The sequence below is a fragment of the Herbaspirillum sp. WKF16 genome (genome assembly GCF_028993615.1).
GTDB lineage: Bacteria > Pseudomonadota > Gammaproteobacteria > Burkholderiales > Burkholderiaceae_D > Herbaspirillum.
In genome coordinates this window covers 838,367-854,185 of sequence record NZ_CP118632.1, presented here as the reverse complement: position 1 = coordinate 854,185, position 15,819 = coordinate 838,367, and the positions used below count along the sequence as shown (strand labels likewise).

The window sequence follows — 15,819 nt, the reverse complement described above, 5'->3', positions numbered from 1 at the left end:
GGAGACCTACTTTACTCCATGCTTCTCCAGCGCCCAAGCCACGTGTTCGCGCACCAGCGCCGACGGATGAGCCTGGCGCGCGCGCAATGCCGCGACCATGCCGGCGTCGCCGCGATGCGCCGGCGACTGCGCGGCATTGCCCAGGCCGACGGCCAGGTTGCGCAGCCAGCGCTCGTGGCCGATGCGGCGGATCGCGCTGCCTTCGGTGTTCTTCAGGAATTCTTCCTCGCTCCAGGCGAACAGCCCGACCAGGCCGGCTGCGTCGAGCCCATGGCGCACGTCGAAGTCGGGCAGGCTGGCGCGCTGCGCGAACTTGTTCCAGGGACAATAGAGCTGGCAATCGTCGCAGCCATAGATGCGGTTGCCGATCAGCCCGCGCAGCTCCTCGGGAATGCTGCCCTTGAGTTCGATGGTGAGGTAGGAGATGCAGCGCCGCGCATCCAGCTCGTAGGGCGCGACGATGGCCTGGGTCGGGCAGACGTCAATGCAGGCGCTGCACTGGCCGCAGTGCGGCGTGACCGGCTCGTCCACCGGTAGCGGCAGGTCGGTCAGCATCTCGCCCAGGAAGAACATCGAGCCGGCGTCGCGATGCAGCAGCAGCGTATGCTTGCCGCGCCAGCCGAGGCCGGCCTTCTCCGCCAGCGCCACCTCCATCACCGGGGCCGAGTCGGTGAAGACGCGATAGCCGAACGCGCCGATCTCGCCTTCGATGCGGCTGGCCAGCTGCTGCAGGCGCGCGCGCAGCACCTTGTGATAGTCGCGGCCGCGGGCGTAGATCGAGACCTGGGCCGCGGCCGGGTCGGCGCTGCGCGCCTCTTCGCGCTCGCGCCAGTCGGCGTCCTGCCCGTCATTGGGCGCGGGCACGTAGGGCATGCGCACGCTGACCACGCGCACCGTGCCCGGCACCAGTTCGGCCGGGCGCGCGCGCTTCATGCCGTGGCTTGCCATATAATCCATCTCGCCGTGGTAGCCCTTGTCCAGCCAGGCCTGGAAACCGGCCTCGCGATGCGACAGGTCGACGTCGGCAATGCGCACCTCGGCGAAGCCCAGGTCTTTTCCCCAGGCTTTGATGGCGGCGGCGAGTGCGGCAAGGTCGACGGAAGCGGTCATGAACCAGAAAACGGAATCGGAAATCAAGTAGTGAACATGCAGCGCCTCCACCTCCATCTGCCCGACGAGGCAGCCACCGCCAAGCTGGGCGCCGACCTGGCCCGGGTGCTGGCGCCGGGGCTCGCGGTCTACCTGCACGGCGACCTGGGCGCCGGCAAGACCGCGCTCACGCGCGCCCTGCTGCATGCGGCCGGCCACCAGGGCCGGGTCAAGAGCCCGACCTATACGCTGGCCGAACCCTATGAAGTGGAAATCGCAGAGCGCATGGTAACAGTCATCCACTTCGACCTGTATCGGATGGCCAGTCCCGAGGAGTTCCTTGACGCCGGATTCCGAGAACATTTCAACGAAAACACCATCTGCATCGTCGAATGGCCCGAAAAGGGCGACACGGTGTTGCCGCCGCCGGACATTCACGTCAGCCTGATGCTTGCGCAGCACGGCCGTGATGTAGAATTACGTGCGTTGTCTGACAAGGGTCATCAATGCCTCGCTCGACTGAAATTCGCTCCGAACCTGTAAAGTCCAAAAGCCGCCGCACCATCCTCAAAGCAGGCGGCGCCCTCTTCGTCTCCGTCGTCACTCCCCTGCCCGCCCTGGCCTCGCAGATCCTGGCCGTGCGCGTGTGGCCGTCCGACGATTACACCCGCGTCACGCTGGAGAACGACAGCGACCTCAAGGTCACCCACTTCGTGGTGAAGGACCCTGAACGCCTGGTGGTGGATATTGAAGGCATCGACTTGAACAGCACCCTGAAGGACCTGGTCGCCAAGATCCAGCCCAACGATCCCTACATCAAGCAGGTGCGCGTGGGCCAGAACCGGCCGAGCGTGGTGCGCCTGGTGTTCGACCTGAAGGACGAGATCAAGCCGCAGGTGTTCACGCTGGCGCCGGTGGGCGAATACAAATACCGCTTCGTGATCGACCTCTACCCGACCAATCCGCCGGACCCGATCGCCGCCCTGATCCAGAAGGGCGACTGGATGAAGGAGGCGCCCAAGGATCCGGCGCAGGCGCAAGCCCAGCCGCCGCAGCAGCCGGCCAAGCCCGATCCGGCGCCGCTGGCGGAAAGGCCGCAGCCCGAGGACAAGCTCGACAAGAATCCCAAGGTGGCCCAGGACGAGCCGCGCCTGCAGTTGACGCGCATGATCACCATTGCGCTCGACCCCGGCCACGGCGGCGAGGATCCCGGCGCCACCGGCGCGCGCGGCAACCGCGAGAAGGACGTGGTGCTGTCCATCGCCAAGCGCCTCAAGCGCAAGATCGAGCAATACCCCAACATGCGCGTGATGCTCACGCGCGACGCCGATTTCTTCGTGCCGCTGGGCCAGCGCGTGGTCAAGGCGCGCAAGGTGCAGGCCGACCTGTTCGTCTCGATCCACGCCGACGCCTTCGTGCAGCCGACCGCGCGCGGCTCGTCGGTGTTCGCCTTGTCCGAGAAGGGCGCCAGCTCGACCGCGGCGCGCTGGCTGGCCAACAAGGAGAACTCCGCCGACCTGATCGGCGGCGTCAACATCAAGACCCACGACCGCCAGTTGGCCAGCGTGCTGCTGGACCTGTCGACCACGGCGCAGATCAACGACAGCCTGCGCGTGGGCAATGCGGTGCTCAAGGAAATCGGCGGCATCAACAAGCTGCACAAGGGTGCGGTGGAGCAGGCCGGCTTCGCCGTGCTGAAGGCGCCGGACATCCCCAGCATCCTGATCGAAACGGCCTTCATCTCCAACCCGGAAGAAGAAGCCAAGCTGACCGACGAGCGCTACCAGGACCAGATGGCCGACGCCATCCTCACCGGCATCCGCAAGTACTTCGCCAAGAATCCGCCGCTGGCCAAGAACAAGCTGACCTGAAGCCCGCGCCGCAAACAGGAAGCCCCGGCACTGCATCGCAGGCCGGGGCTTCTTGTTTTACGCTCCCTGCTGCAGGGAGCTCAGGCGTTGCTGACCTTGCGCTTTCCGCGCAGCTTGCGCCAGATCTGCCAGGCCGCGCCCAGCACGATGGGAATGATGGCGCCGATGATGCCGACGATGACCAGGCAGTTCAGGTTTTGCTGGACCACCGGAATATTGCCGAAAAGATACCCCAGCACCACCAGGCCGACCACCCAGAGGAAGGCGCCCAGCACGTTGAACAGCTGGAACTTGGCGAAGGTCATGGCCGACACGCCCGCGATGAACGGGGCGAAGGTGCGCACGATGGGAGTGAAGCGGGCAATCACGATGGTCTTGCCGCCGTGTTTCTCGTAGAAGGCGTGGGTCTTCTTCAGGGCGTCGGGATTGAGCCAGCGATAGTTGTGCGTGTACACCCGGTGGCCCACCAGCGCGCCGATCCAGTAATTGAGCGTGTTGCCGCCGACCGCGGCCACCACCAGCAAGGCCATCAGGACCCAGATGTTCATGGCGCCGGTGGCGCAGAAGGTTCCAGCGATGAACAGCAGCGAGTCGCCCGGCAGGAACGGCAGCACCACCAGGCCGGTCTCGCAGAACACAATCAGGAACAGCACCGCATAGATCAGGGTGCCGTACTGCTCGATCAGGACCCCGAGGTATTTGTCCACGTGCACCAGCACGTCCAGCAACTGCAGATAATCCATAAGCCCCATCGTCTATCAAACATGCCGGCGGCGTCCCGCGCCGCGCTATCGCGTATTGCTCTGGCGGCAACACTGCAAATGACGAGTGGCGATCTCATCCCGACAGGTGATCATACACCATAGCCCCGCGGGCTTTCGGACTACATTGGATTGGATCGCATCCGTCCGTTTTGCCCAACACACCAGGTGTACAACTGTAAATTGCCGGGAGACACTTCAGAACGCAAGCCAGTCATCCGATAACAGGCTTTGCGCGCGCCAGTGCTGCGCGTTGGCAGTCACCAATAACAGTGAGGGGAACCAGGTGAACATCAGTCTGAAAAATACGAAGATCGGCATCCGGCTGGCAGGAGGCTTTGCCGTCATGGTGGTGTTGCTGGTGTGCATCGGCGCGCTGAGCTTGTCGCGCATGGCCGAGCTCAACAATCGGATGGACGGCGTCACCAACGGCTACTACCCCAAGACGGTCCTGGCCAACGACGTCATCCTGCAGGAAAACCTGATCCTGCGCGCCACCCGCAACCTGCTGCTGATGAGCGACCAGGCCCAGCTCAAGCAACAGGAAGCCGCCATCGCCACCTCGATCAGGAAGATCGGCGAAGACATGCAGGCGCTGGACAAGACCATCGCCAGCGCCCACGGCCGCGAGATGTTCAACCAGATCCAGCAGGCGCGCACCGCCTACATCGCCAGCAGCGACAAGCTGACCCAACTGCTCAAGGACGGCAAGCGCGAGGAGGCCATCGTCGTCATGTACGAACCGGCCAACCAGAACCTGCGCCAGAGCTACTTGGACAAGGTTGGCGAGCTGGTGCGCTACCAGGACCAGCTCATGCGCGAAGCCTCCGAAGCGGTGCGCGCGCAATACGAGCAGGCGCGCAACCTGACCCTGGGCCTCGTGGCGCTGGCGATCCTGTTCGCCGTCGCCGTGGCCTGGCAGCTCACCCGCAGCATCACGCGGCCGCTCAATCACGCGGTGCGCCTGGCGCGCACCGTGGCCGAGGGCGACCTCACCAGCCGCATCGAGGTCGACAGCAGCGACGAAACCGGCCAGCTGCTCTCGGCGCTGCAGACCATGAACGGCAACCTGCAGAAGATCGTGACCCAGGTGCGCCAGGCCACCGACACCATCAATACCGCCTCCGGCGAGATCGCCACCGGCAACCTCGACCTCTCCTCGCGCACCGAGGAGCAGGCCAGCTCGCTGGAAGAAACCGCCTCGGCCATGGAAGAGCTGACCTCGACCGTGAAGCAGAACGCCGACAACGCGCGCCAGGCCAACCAGCTGGCCGCCTCGGCCTCCAGCGTCGCGCAGCAGGGCGGCAGCGTGGTGGGCGAAGTGGTGCAAACCATGGCCTCGATCAACGAGTCGTCCAGGAAGATCGTCGACATCATCAGCGTGATCGATGGCATCGCCTTCCAGACCAACATCCTGGCCTTGAACGCCGCCGTGGAAGCGGCGCGCGCCGGCGAGCAAGGCCGCGGCTTCGCGGTGGTGGCCTCGGAAGTGCGCACGCTGGCGCAACGCAGCGCCACGGCTGCCAAGGAGATCAAGGAACTGATCGCGGACTCGGTGGAGACGGTGGGCAACGGCAGCAAGCTGGTCGAGCAGGCCGGCGTCACCATGAGCGAAGTGGTGACCAGCGTGCAGCGCGTCACCGACGTGGTGGCCGAGATCTCCTCGGCCAGCCAGGAGCAGAGCACCGGCATCGAGCAGGTCAACCACGCCATCTCGCAGATGGACCAGACCACCCAGCAAAATGCCGCGCTGGTCGAGCAGGCCGCTGCTGCGGCCCAGGCATTGCAGGAACAGGCGATCCGCCTGACCGAAGTGGTCGGCGTGTTCAAGCTCGATACGGCGCAAGCCGCGGCGCCGCGCCGCGCGCCGCCCGCAGCTGCGGCGCAGCCCCCGGCCAAGGCGCCCTCGCCGCCGCCAGCCGCCGCCAGGCTGGCCGTTGCGGCGTTGCCTGCGAGAAAAGCTGCGCCCGCCGCGCCCGTCAAGCCGGCCCACGACGATGCCGGCGACTGGGAGCAATTCTGAACACCGCCGCGCTTGTGCGTCCTAGCTGCGCAAGCGCGGCAAATTAGATATGATCAAGCAAGGCGGCGCCCGGGCAAGCAGGCGCCGTTACCGCAGACCAGGGGGGAGCCTGCAATGCAGAGCAATGAGCCGTTCATCGGGGAACTGGGCCACAAACGACTGCCGAGCGACGAAAGGGACGCCTTGCTGGCAGCCTTGTCGCGCTCGATGGCCATGCTGGAATTCGCCGCCGACGGCACCCTGCTGGCGGCCAACGACAATTTCCTGCGCCTGCTCGGCTACAGCCGCGAGGAGCTGGTGGGCGAGCACCACAGCATGCTGTGCGACCCGACCTACGTTTCCACCGAACACTACCAGCAGTTCTGGGAGCACCTGCGCCGGGGCGAGGTGATTTCCGGCACCCTGCAGCGCCTGCGCGCCGATGGCACCACGCTGTGGCTGGAAGCCATCTGCAGCCCCATCCTCGACGGCGACGGCCAGTTGCTGAAGGTCATCTCGGTGGCCGCCGACATCACCGCCCATATCGACGATTCGCGCAACAGCCACAGCGTGCTCAATGCGCTGAACCGCTCGCTGGGAGTGGTCGAGCTGTCGGCCGAAGGCATCATCCTCTCGGCCAACAGCAACTACCTCAAGACCATGGAATACCTGGCCGACGAGCTGGTCGGCAAGCCGCACCGCGTGCTGTGCGACGACGCCTACGCCAACAGCGAGGAATACGCGCTGTTCTGGCGCGACGTCTGCCACGGGCGCTTCTTCTCCGGCCGCTTCCAGCGCCGCGCCCGCAACGGGCGCACGGTCTGGTGGGAGGCCACCTATTCGCCGGTGCTCGATGCCCACGGCAAGCCGGAGCGCATCATCTGCATCGGCAACGACGCCACCTACCGCGTCACGCGGGAGGTCAGCGACCGCGAGCACCTGCACCTGCTCTCGCTGGGGATCAACGAGACCGACAACGCCGTCATCATCACCGACGACCGCAACCGCATCGTGTTCCACAACATCGGCTTCACCCGCATGCTGGGATTCCAGGCGCAGCAGGTGATCGGAAAGAAGCCGCACGAGCTGTTCGCCGCCCATCCCAACTTCGTCAAGTCGATCGAGCGCTGCCACGACGAGCTGCTGCAGGGGCGCAGCTTCCACACCGAGGAGCTGATCCACAACATGCACGACCAGCCGCTGTGGATGTCGGCGGTGGTCAATCCCATCCTGGATGCATCCGGCAAGCTGGTCAACGCGGTGTGCGTGATGACCGACATCACCAACACCAAGGTGCATGAAGTGCTGCAATACCGCGTGCTCAACGCCATGGCGCGCGACTCCTCGCTGACCGAGCAAATGAACCTGCTGTGCGAGGAGGTCGAGCGCGTCGCGCCCGAGGTGGTGGCCTCCATCCTGCGCGTGGACGAGCAGGGCCGGCTGCACACCCTGGCCGGCCCGAGCCTGCCGGAGGCCTACAACCGCGCGCTGGACGGCACCCAGATCGGCTTGGCGGTGGGCGCCTGCGGCGCCGCTGCCTTTAGCGGAGAACCGGTAGTGAGCACCGACATCGCCACCGATCCGCGCTGGGTCGATTACCGCCAGCTGGCGCTGCCGCACGGCCTGCGCTCGTGCTGGTCGACCCCGATCAAGTCGTCCGACGGCAAGGTGATCGGCACCTTCGCCTTCTATTACCGCGACGTGCGCAATCCGAGCGCCTTCCATCACCTGCTGGTGGACGCCGGCCTGCACCTGTGCGCCCTGGCCATCGAACGCGAAGCCTCGCGCGCGCGCATCCACCAGCTGGCCTTCTACGATTCGCTGACCGGCCTGCCCAACCGCAGCCTGCTGCTGGTCCAGGCCGGCCAGGCGATCGCCGCCGCCGAGCGCAGCCGCAGCACGGTGGCGGTGATGTTCATCGATCTCGACCGCTTCAAGCAGGTCAACGACTCGCTGGGCCACCAGGCCGGCGACGAGCTGCTCCGCACCGTGGCCACCCGGCTGCAATCGCAGGCGCGGCGCTCCGACATCGTCGGCCGCCTGTCAGGCGACGAGTTCGTGGTGGTGCTCACGCAGTACGACGACAATCACCTCAACGAAGTGGTCAAGCGCATCCAGGACCGGCTGGCCCAGCCGGTGCATATCAGCGGCACGCCGATCAATCCGTCGGCCAGCATCGGCGTGGCGCTGTTCCCGGACAACGGCAACGACATCGAGACCCTGCTGCATCGCGCCGACATCGCCATGTACCAGGCCAAGGCGGTCAATCGCGGCCGCTTCAGCTTCTTCAGCGACGAGATGAACAGCATGGCGCAGGAGCGCCTGGCGCTGGAAGGCGCGCTGCGCGACGCGCTGCGCGGCGGCGACTTCGAGCTGCATTACCAGCCGCAGGTCCACCTCAAGGACCATTGCCTGCACGGCGTGGAAGCGCTGGCGCGCTGGCCCCATCCGCAACTGGGCAACATCTCCCCGGGCCGCTTCATCCCGATCGCGGAGGAATGCGGCCTGATCGGCGAGCTCGGCCGCTGGGCGCTGGAGGAGGCCTGCTTCCAGCTGTCGGACTGGCGCCGGCGCGGCATCCGGGTGCCGTCGATCTCGGTCAACCTCTCGGCCACCAATTTCCACGACCTGGACTTGCCGCACTTCGTCACCGAACTGCTGGAGCGCTACTCGCTCTCGCCCACCGACCTCACCATCGAGATCACCGAGACCGTGCTGATGGACACCAATCCCAGCACCAGCCAGACCATCGCCGCCGTGCACGCGCTGGGCGTGCCGCTGGCCATGGACGACTTCGGCACCGGCTACTCCAGCCTGGGCTACCTGCGCAAGCTGCCGGTGGGCGAACTCAAGCTGGACCAAAGCTTCGTGCGAGACATGGCCAAGGACGAGACCGTGAGCGCGCTCACCAATGCCGTCATCCGCATCGGCGAAAGCCTGAAACTGACCGTGGTGGCCGAGGGAGTGGAAGAAGTCGAGCAGTACGAACTGCTGATGCAGCAGGGCTGCGAGGTCGGCCAGGGCTACTACTTCTCGCGGCCGATGTCGGCCGACAACCTGGAAAACTGGATCCGCGATTTCGCGGCCGGCAAGGGCAACCTGGCCAAGCGCTGACATTGGCCGCAGCCGGCGCCCGTGGGTGGCCGTGCGGGGCTGGCCGCAGCCGCCCGCAGGCACAAACTCACCAATACTTCGCCATTCATGTCAGGATGCAATGACAAAAGATTACTTTCCGTACAGAAAAACAACAGCTCCAAAAATGTTGGCGCAAACATAGGAAAAATTTGAAACAGATCAAAGACCTGTCGCGATAAACTTCTGCCTTCCTCCGTAAATCCAGAGATGTAAACGTAACCGCCGGGATCCACAGCCCGGCCGCACCAACGTTTCAGCGGCCCGCCATGTCCGGGCCGGCAGCTATCCGCAAGCGCAGTAACGGCGCCCGTCCCGGGCCGCCCAGGTTGCACCGGTTGCGATCGGCCGGACATCTCGATCGGTATTTGCAGATTCCTCGTTTGGCTTTTTTCTGAAGAACAAGAACAGTTATGGCTACTGATATGTCCGCTTTGGCGCCCCGCGCTTCCCTGCTCAACCGATCGGTCGGTGCAAAACTGACCGCGTTCACCGTTGCCCTGGTGGGCGCCGTGTTCGTGATCGCACTGATGCTGATCACCTATTCCGCCTCGCGCATGGTGGAGCGGCGCTCGGTGGAGCAGATGAGCAACGAGGCGCGCAGCGTGGTGCACATGGTCGAGATGTTCGACCATTCGGTCAACAGCCAGGTGGATCGCTTCTCCACCATGTTCGGCAACGAGTTCCCGGGCAAATTCACGCTCGACGAGGGACGCACCATCCAGATCGGCGACCGCGCCACGCCGGCGCTGCAAAACGACGGCCGCGACCTGAACCTCGACTTCACCATCCCCGATCGCTTCACCGCCGAGACGGCGGTGACCGCCACCATCTTCGCCAAGACCGGCGACGACTTCGTGCGCGTGTCGACCTCGCTGAAGAAGGAAAACGGCGAGCGCGCCATCGGCACCCTGCTCGACCGCGCCCACCCAGGCTACGCCGCGCTGAAGGCCGACAAGCCCTACAGCGGACTTGCAACGCTGTTCGGCAAGCAATACATCACCAAGTACGTGCCCATGAAGAACGCCGCCGGCCAGATCATCGGCGCGCTGTACGTGGGCATCGACATCTCGCCCGACGTCAAGGCGCTCAAGGACAAGATCAAGGCCCTGAAGATCGGCGACACCGGTTTCTTCTACGTGCTCAACGGCAAGCAAGGCAAGGACCTCGGCGTGATGATCGCCGGCGCGCCGCGCGAAGGAAAGGAAGAAGGCGCCAGCTTGCTGGACCTGAAGGACGCCTCCGGCGACGGCTACATCAAGGCCATGCTGGACCAGAAGGAAGGCTCGCTGCACTACACCGCCGCCGACGGCCGCAAGAAGATCATCGCCTTCACCCGCTATCCAGGCTGGAACTGGCTGATCGCCGGCGAGACCTATGTCGACGAGATCACGCGCGAAGTCAGCAGCATGCGCAATGTCTATATCGGCTTCGGCCTGCTGTTCCTGGCGATCCTGGGCGCGCTGCTGGCGGTGCTGGTCAGCCGCATGGTGTCGCGCCCACTGGACGCGGTGTGCGACGCCGCCGATCGCATCGCCGGCGGCGACCTGACCACCCGGTTGCATGTCACCCGCCACGACGAGATCGGCCGCCTGATGGGCGCCTTCAACGGCATCAGCGAAGGCCTGTCGGAAGTGGTCTCCACCGTGCGCGCCGGCACCGAGGAAATCAACACCGCCGCCAGCGAGATCGCGGCCGGCAACCTCAACCTTTCCGCGCGCACCGAGCAGCAAGCCGGCGCATTGGAAGAAACCGCCTCGGCCATGGAAGAACTGACCTCGACCGTGAAGCAGAACGCCGCCAACGCCATGCAGGCCGACGAGCTCTCCAGCTCGGCCTCCGGCGTGGCCAGCCAGGGCGGCGAAGTGGTCGGCCGGGTGGTGCAGACCATGGACGCCATCAATGCCTCCTCGCAGCGCATCGTCGACATCATCAGCGTGATCGACGGCATCGCCTTCCAGACCAACATCCTGGCCTTGAACGCCGCAGTCGAGGCCGCGCGCGCCGGCGAACAGGGCCGCGGCTTCGCCGTGGTGGCCACCGAGGTGCGTACGCTGGCCCAGCGCAGCGCCAGCGCCGCCAAGGAAATCAAGGAGCTGATCGACGCCTCGGTGCAGACCGTGGGCGCCGGCGGCCAGCTGGTGAGCCAGGCCGGCACCACCATGGGCGACGTGGTGGACAGCGTGCAGCGCGTCTCCACGGTGATCAGCGAGATCACCACCGCCAGCCGCGAGCAAAGCGAAGGCATCGACCAGATCAACCGCGCCATCGCCCAGATGGACGAGACCACCCAGCAGAACGCGGCGCTGGTGGAGCAGGCCGCGGCCGCGGCGCAATCGCTGCAGCAACAGGCCGAGCAGCTGGCGGCGGCGGTCAGCGCCTTCCGCATCTGAGCGCCTTGCCGGGCGCCCGCCCCCGCTCCCGGGCGGGCGGCTGACGACGGTATAATCGCGGCATGAACGCACCGCATTCCCCCACCGCTGCCGGGCCCGCTGCGGCCGCCGCCCCCACCTATCGCCCGATCCAGGCCCTGCCCGATCAGCTGATCTCGCAGATCGCCGCCGGCGAGGTGATCGAGCGCCCATCGGCCGTGGTCAAGGAGTTGCTGGAAAACGCGCTGGACGCCGGCTCCACCCAGATCACCGTGCGCCTGGAGCAAGGCGGCGTCAAGCGCATCGCCATCACCGACAACGGCCGCGGCATTCCGCCCGAGCAACTGCCGCTGGCGCTGGCGCGCCACGCCACCTCCAAGATCGCCTCGCTGACCGACCTCGAAAACGTCGGCACGCTGGGTTTCCGCGGCGAGGCGCTGGCCTCGATCGCCTCGGTAGCGCAGCTGACCGTCACCACCCGCACGGCCGACGCCCCGCACGCCTGGGAAATCACCGGCTCGCAGCACGGCACGGTGTCGCCGGCGTCGGGCGCGCAGGGCACCACCATCGACGTGCAGGACCTGTATTTCAACACCCCCGCGCGCCGCAAGTTCCTCAAGTCGGAACAGACCGAATACGGCCACTGCGCCGAGGTCGTGCGCCGCATCGCGCTGGCGCGCCCGGACGTCTCCTTCTCGCTCTCGCACAACGGCAAGACCGTCGATCACTGGAACGTGGGCGAATTCGCCAAGCGCAGCGCGCACATCCTGGGCGATGAATTCGCCAATGCCCGCCTGTCGCTGGACGAGTCGGCCGGCCCCTTGCGCCTGCACGGCTTCGTCGGGCTGCCTACCGCCTCCAAGGCGCGCGCCGACGGCCAGTATTTCTATGTCAACGGCCGCTTCGTGCGCGACAAGCTGCTGACCCACGCCGTGCGCGCCGCCTACCAGGACGTGCTACACGGCGACCGCTACCCGTCGTATGCCCTGTCGATGGAGCTCGACCCGGCGCTGGTCGACGTCAACGTCCACCCGTCCAAGATCGAGGTACGTTTCCGGGACAGCCGCAGCGTGCACCAGTTCGTGTTCCACGCGGTGTCGCGCGCGCTGGCGCAGACCTCCGCCACCTCGTTCGGCAATGCTCCGGCGCCGCAGTCCGCGCAAGCGAACCCGGCCACCGGCGCGGCGCCGATACCGTGGATGCGCGACCAGCAGCAGGCCAGCTTCTCCAGCCAGTTCGCCGAACAGCCGCGCCCGTTCTCCTTCGGCGGCAACGCCGGCATGGGCGTGCGCCAGAACTCGGAAGCCTACGGCGCCATGTTCCGCGGCGACGCCGCCAACCCGTCGCAGCTGAACCAGTCGCAGGCGCCGTACACGTCCGCCTTCGCGCCGCGCGCCGGCGCGCCGCAGGACATGCCGGCCGGCGACTTCCCGCTCGGCTTCGCGCTGGCGCAGTTGCACGGCATCTACGTGCTGGCGCAAAACAGCGCCGGCCTGGTGGTGGTGGACATGCACGCCGCCCACGAGCGCATCCTCTACGAGCAGCTGAAGAACGCGCTCGACGAGAAGGAAATGTTCGTGCAGCCGATGCTGATCCCGGTCACCTTCTATGCCGACGCGGTCGAGGTCGGCACCGCCGAGGAGCACCAAGAGACGCTGTCGGCGCTGGGCTTCGACATCGCCGTGATGTCGCCCACCACGCTGGCGGTGCGCGCGGTGCCGGCGCTGCTCAAGAACGCCGACGCCCAGACGCTGGCGCGCGACGTGCTGCGCGACGTGCGCGAATACGGCGGCTCGCGCGTGCTGCTGGAGCGCCGCAACGAACTGCTGGGCACGCTGGCCTGCCACACCGCGGTGCGCGCCAACCGCAGCCTGACCATTCCCGAGATGAACGCGCTGCTGCGCCAGATGGAAGCCACCGAACGCTCCGACCAGTGCAACCACGGCCGCCCGACCTGGAGCCAGATGGCCCTGTCCGACCTGGACAAGCTCTTCCTGCGCGGCCAGTAAGCCATGTCATCCGCACGTCCCCTGGCCGTGGCCATCATGGGCCCCACCGCCTCCGGCAAGACCGCCGCGGCGCTGGACATCGCGCGCCGCATCCCCAGCGAAATCATTTCGGTCGACTCGGCCCTGGTCTACCGCGGCATGGATGTGGGCACGGCCAAGCCCAGCCCGGCGGAGCTGGCCGAGGCGCCGCACCACCTGATCGACATCATCGACCCGGCCGACGCCTATTCGGCCATGCAATTCCGCCAGGACGCGCTGCGCCTGGCCATGGAAATCACCGCGCGCGGCAGGCTGCCGCTGCTGGTGGGCGGCACCATGCTCTACTTCAAGGTGCTGCGCGACGGCCTGGATGAATTGCCGCAGGCCGATCCGGCGCTGCGCGCCCAGCTCGACGACGAGGCCGCGCGCGTGGGCATGCCGGCCATGCACGCCCGGCTGGCGACGCTGGATCCGGTCACCGCCGCGCGCCTCAAGCCCAACGACAGCCAGCGCATCCAGCGCGCGCTGGAGATCACGCTGCTGACGGGGCGGCCGATGTCGTCGCTGTTGTCGCAGAAGGCGTCAGAGCCGCTGCCCTTCGATCTGCTGCCGCTGGCGCTGGAGCCCTCGGAACGCGCGGTCCTGCATGAACGCATCGCGCTGCGCTTCGACCTGATGCTGGCCGGCGGCGCGCTGGAACGGGAAGTCGCCGGCCTGCGCGCACGCGGCGACCTCAACCTGGGCCTGCCCTCGATGCGCTGCGTCGGCTACCGCCAGATGTGGGAATACCTGGACGGCGAGATCGACTTCGCCGCCATGCGCGACAAGGGCATCGTCGCCACCCGCCAATTGGCCAAGCGGCAACTGACCTGGCTGCGCTCGATGCCGGAGCGCATCGCCATCGACTGCAACCGGGCCGACGCCACCGAACGGGTATGGAACGAGGTCAACCAGGCTGTTGGTGCCCGGGCAAGGCCCTGAAAAGCGCCTGCAAGGCGCTCCCGGCAAAAAAATACAGGAAAAGGTCCGGAGTCTATTGACAGACCGGCCAAAGACCAATATAGTTTCGGGCTTGCTTCTGGTGATATAGCTCAGTTGGTTAGAGCACAGCACTCATAATGCTGGGGTCGGTGGTTCAAGTCCACCTATCACCACCAAATGCAGATTCGAAGATGTCCAGTAGAATCCAAAAGCCCGCTGCAGACCTCGTGTCCGCAGCGGGCTTTTTGTTGTTGGCGGCGCATTGAGGGGCATCGATACCCAAGGCCAAGACACCGTCACCCGGAAGAAAGGCGCAGCTCCTCCAATCCTTTTCCGGTCCAGCGCTTGAGCGCCCGGCGGAAGTTCGCCGTATCGGAGAATCCCAACAGCATTCCGATATCGTCGGTGCTCATCTTCGAGCTTTGCAAGTACTCGATCGCCAAGGCGCTTCGCACGTCGTCGAGGATTTGCTGGAACGAGGTTTCCTCAAGCGACAGTTTTCGCCGCAGTGTGCGTGGCGTCGTATTCAAGCGCTCCGCCACCTCTTCCATCGACGGGAAATTCCCGGGCACCGCCATCAGCACCCGATACACCTCCCCTGTCGCCCCCTCGGATATCTTTGCCTGCCCGAGCAGGCGATCGCATGTTTCCTGGACCAGGGACGCCGTGAGCTGATGCGCCATCTTCGGTTTCCTGTCCAGGATGGCGCTGTCATAGAGCAGTTGCGTCTCCGGCTGATCGAACTCGCACGCGCAAGCGAGGAATTTCCTGTAGAGCGCCGCGTGCCCGGGACGGGCGTAAGGAATCCTCGCCTGCATCGGCGGGCAATCGAAACCCGCCACCTCCTGCACATGCGTGACGGTAATGGCCAGCTGGAGCTCGAACAGGAAGCGCCTCATGTCAGCCGATGGCGGAGACACGAAGCTGTCCGGAAAACGCCACGTCACCGTTGCGCCGCGCTCCTCCCAGATCGCCGGGAAGGGCGGCGTCGCCAGTCGCCGGTATTTCACGGCCAGACGAAAATACTCCCGCAGGGAGAGGCACGACATCAGCGCGTAGCCATACATCCCGTAGGCCGACAGGTGCAGGCGGCTGCCGATCTCGAATGGCGTTGCCGGATCCCGGCTCAGGGCGATCGCGTTCTCGCACACAGTCAGAAACTGCCTGATCGAGGTGAGCGCGCTTGGATCGTGCAACTGCGCAGGCGACAGGCCGGTTCCGGCCAGCGCCAATGGCGCGTCGATGCCCTGCTCGGCCAACACCTCCACTACCGCATTGATCTTGTACGGCGCATAGATCCGCTCCGTTGCCTTCGGCAGAATCTCCGACATTACCGCCTCTTCACGTTGTCCTTTGATGACCTGCATGATGACCGAAAATGACCTTCCCGCTCCAAGCGTATCTCACTACTATTCTGGACACAAGGCGCGGCAACGCGACGCCAGCGCCATTTAAAACGAGTCATCGGAGACGCCGTCATGCAGTCACAGAATCCAATCCCGCCCTCCTCCTAGGCGGCTCATCCCCCTCGATGTCCGGCAGGCGACGGCGTTGCCTACGTCGCGCGCCCACGTCCGGAATTTCTTGAATTGGCTGCAGCCTGCGCTGCCGCCGAAGGGATCT

Annotated in this window: 10 protein-coding genes and 1 tRNA gene; 8 read left to right on the top strand and 3 right to left on the bottom strand. The window is 65.8% G+C overall.

Annotated features, from left to right (window positions below; genetic code table 11):
* Window positions 1–6: 6 nt before the first annotated feature.
* Entirely contained in the window at window positions 7–1,110 is a 1,104-nt protein-coding gene (gene queG / locus Herbaro_RS03825; RefSeq protein WP_275012520.1) for a tRNA epoxyqueuosine(34) reductase QueG, read from the bottom strand.
* Between the two features lie 36 nt (window positions 1,111–1,146).
* Between queG and tsaE the strand changes: the two genes are divergently transcribed.
* Together tsaE and Herbaro_RS03815 are read left to right on the top strand one after the other, a co-directional pair.
* Window positions 1,147–1,632: a tRNA (adenosine(37)-N6)-threonylcarbamoyltransferase complex ATPase subunit type 1 TsaE gene (gene tsaE / locus Herbaro_RS03820; RefSeq protein ID WP_275012519.1), complete on the top strand. Its 486-nt coding sequence runs from the start codon at window positions 1,147–1,149 to the stop codon at window positions 1,630–1,632.
* Window positions 1,596–2,960, top strand: coding sequence for an N-acetylmuramoyl-L-alanine amidase (locus Herbaro_RS03815; RefSeq protein WP_275012518.1), 1,365 nt, complete (start codon window positions 1,596–1,598; stop codon window positions 2,958–2,960). The genes tsaE and Herbaro_RS03815 overlap by 37 nt, the downstream gene beginning before the upstream one ends.
* Window positions 2,961–3,040: 80 nt before the next feature.
* Here the strand turns inward: Herbaro_RS03815 and Herbaro_RS03810 are convergent, their stop codons facing one another.
* Window positions 3,041–3,703: a VTT domain-containing protein gene (locus tag Herbaro_RS03810; RefSeq protein WP_275012517.1), complete on the bottom strand. Its 663-nt coding sequence runs from the start codon at window positions 3,701–3,703 to the stop codon at window positions 3,041–3,043.
* A 310-nt stretch (window positions 3,704–4,013) separates the two neighbouring features.
* On the opposite strand from Herbaro_RS03810, the gene Herbaro_RS03805 reads away from it, so the two are divergent.
* From Herbaro_RS03805 to Herbaro_RS03780, 6 genes are all read left to right on the top strand, one after another.
* Window positions 4,014–5,744: a methyl-accepting chemotaxis protein gene (locus tag Herbaro_RS03805; RefSeq protein WP_446719324.1), complete on the top strand. Its 1,731-nt coding sequence runs from the start codon at window positions 4,014–4,016 to the stop codon at window positions 5,742–5,744.
* A gap of 114 nt (window positions 5,745–5,858) precedes the next feature.
* Window positions 5,859–8,837 (top strand): sensor domain-containing protein, encoded by a 2,979-nt coding sequence (locus Herbaro_RS03800; RefSeq protein WP_275012515.1) that lies wholly within the window; start codon window positions 5,859–5,861, stop codon window positions 8,835–8,837.
* Window positions 8,838–9,268: 431 nt separating this feature from the next.
* Window positions 9,269–11,248 (top strand): methyl-accepting chemotaxis protein, encoded by a 1,980-nt coding sequence (locus tag Herbaro_RS03795; RefSeq protein WP_275012514.1) that lies wholly within the window; start codon window positions 9,269–9,271, stop codon window positions 11,246–11,248.
* Between the two features lie 62 nt (window positions 11,249–11,310).
* On the top strand, window positions 11,311–13,236 hold the full coding sequence (mutL, locus tag Herbaro_RS03790) for a DNA mismatch repair endonuclease MutL (RefSeq protein WP_275012513.1): 1,926 nt from the start codon (window positions 11,311–11,313) through the stop codon (window positions 13,234–13,236).
* A 3-nt stretch (window positions 13,237–13,239) separates the two neighbouring features.
* Window positions 13,240–14,196 (top strand): tRNA (adenosine(37)-N6)-dimethylallyltransferase MiaA, encoded by a 957-nt coding sequence (miaA, locus tag Herbaro_RS03785; protein WP_275012512.1) that lies wholly within the window; start codon window positions 13,240–13,242, stop codon window positions 14,194–14,196.
* 99 nt (window positions 14,197–14,295) lie between these two features.
* A tRNA-Met gene (locus Herbaro_RS03780) sits at window positions 14,296–14,372 on the top strand.
* A 120-nt stretch (window positions 14,373–14,492) separates the two neighbouring features.
* Here the strand turns inward: Herbaro_RS03780 and Herbaro_RS03775 are convergent.
* Window positions 14,493–15,527 (bottom strand): AraC family transcriptional regulator, encoded by a 1,035-nt coding sequence (locus tag Herbaro_RS03775; protein ID WP_275013951.1) that lies wholly within the window; start codon window positions 15,525–15,527, stop codon window positions 14,493–14,495.
* Between the last annotated feature and the right edge of the window lie 292 nt (window positions 15,528–15,819).

Bases quoted from the DNA above. Each gene is read 5' to 3' on its own strand.
- queG (WP_275012520.1), bottom strand. From the start codon at position 1,110: ATGACCGCTTCCGTCGACCTTGCCGCACTCGCCGCCGCCATCAAAGCC.
- tsaE (WP_275012519.1), top strand. From the start codon at position 1,147: ATGCAGCGCCTCCACCTCCATCTGCCCGACGAGGCAGCCACCGCCAAG.
- Herbaro_RS03815 (WP_275012518.1), top strand. From the start codon at position 1,596: ATGCCTCGCTCGACTGAAATTCGCTCCGAACCTGTAAAGTCCAAAAGC.
- Herbaro_RS03810 (WP_275012517.1), bottom strand. From the start codon at position 3,703: ATGGATTATCTGCAGTTGCTGGACGTGCTGGTGCACGTGGACAAATAC.
- Herbaro_RS03800 (WP_275012515.1), top strand. From the start codon at position 5,859: ATGCAGAGCAATGAGCCGTTCATCGGGGAACTGGGCCACAAACGACTG.
- Herbaro_RS03795 (WP_275012514.1), top strand. From the start codon at position 9,269: ATGGCTACTGATATGTCCGCTTTGGCGCCCCGCGCTTCCCTGCTCAAC.
- mutL (WP_275012513.1), top strand. From the start codon at position 11,311: ATGAACGCACCGCATTCCCCCACCGCTGCCGGGCCCGCTGCGGCCGCC.
- miaA (WP_275012512.1), top strand. From the start codon at position 13,240: ATGTCATCCGCACGTCCCCTGGCCGTGGCCATCATGGGCCCCACCGCC.
- Herbaro_RS03775 (WP_275013951.1), bottom strand. From the start codon at position 15,527: ATGTCGGAGATTCTGCCGAAGGCAACGGAGCGGATCTATGCGCCGTAC.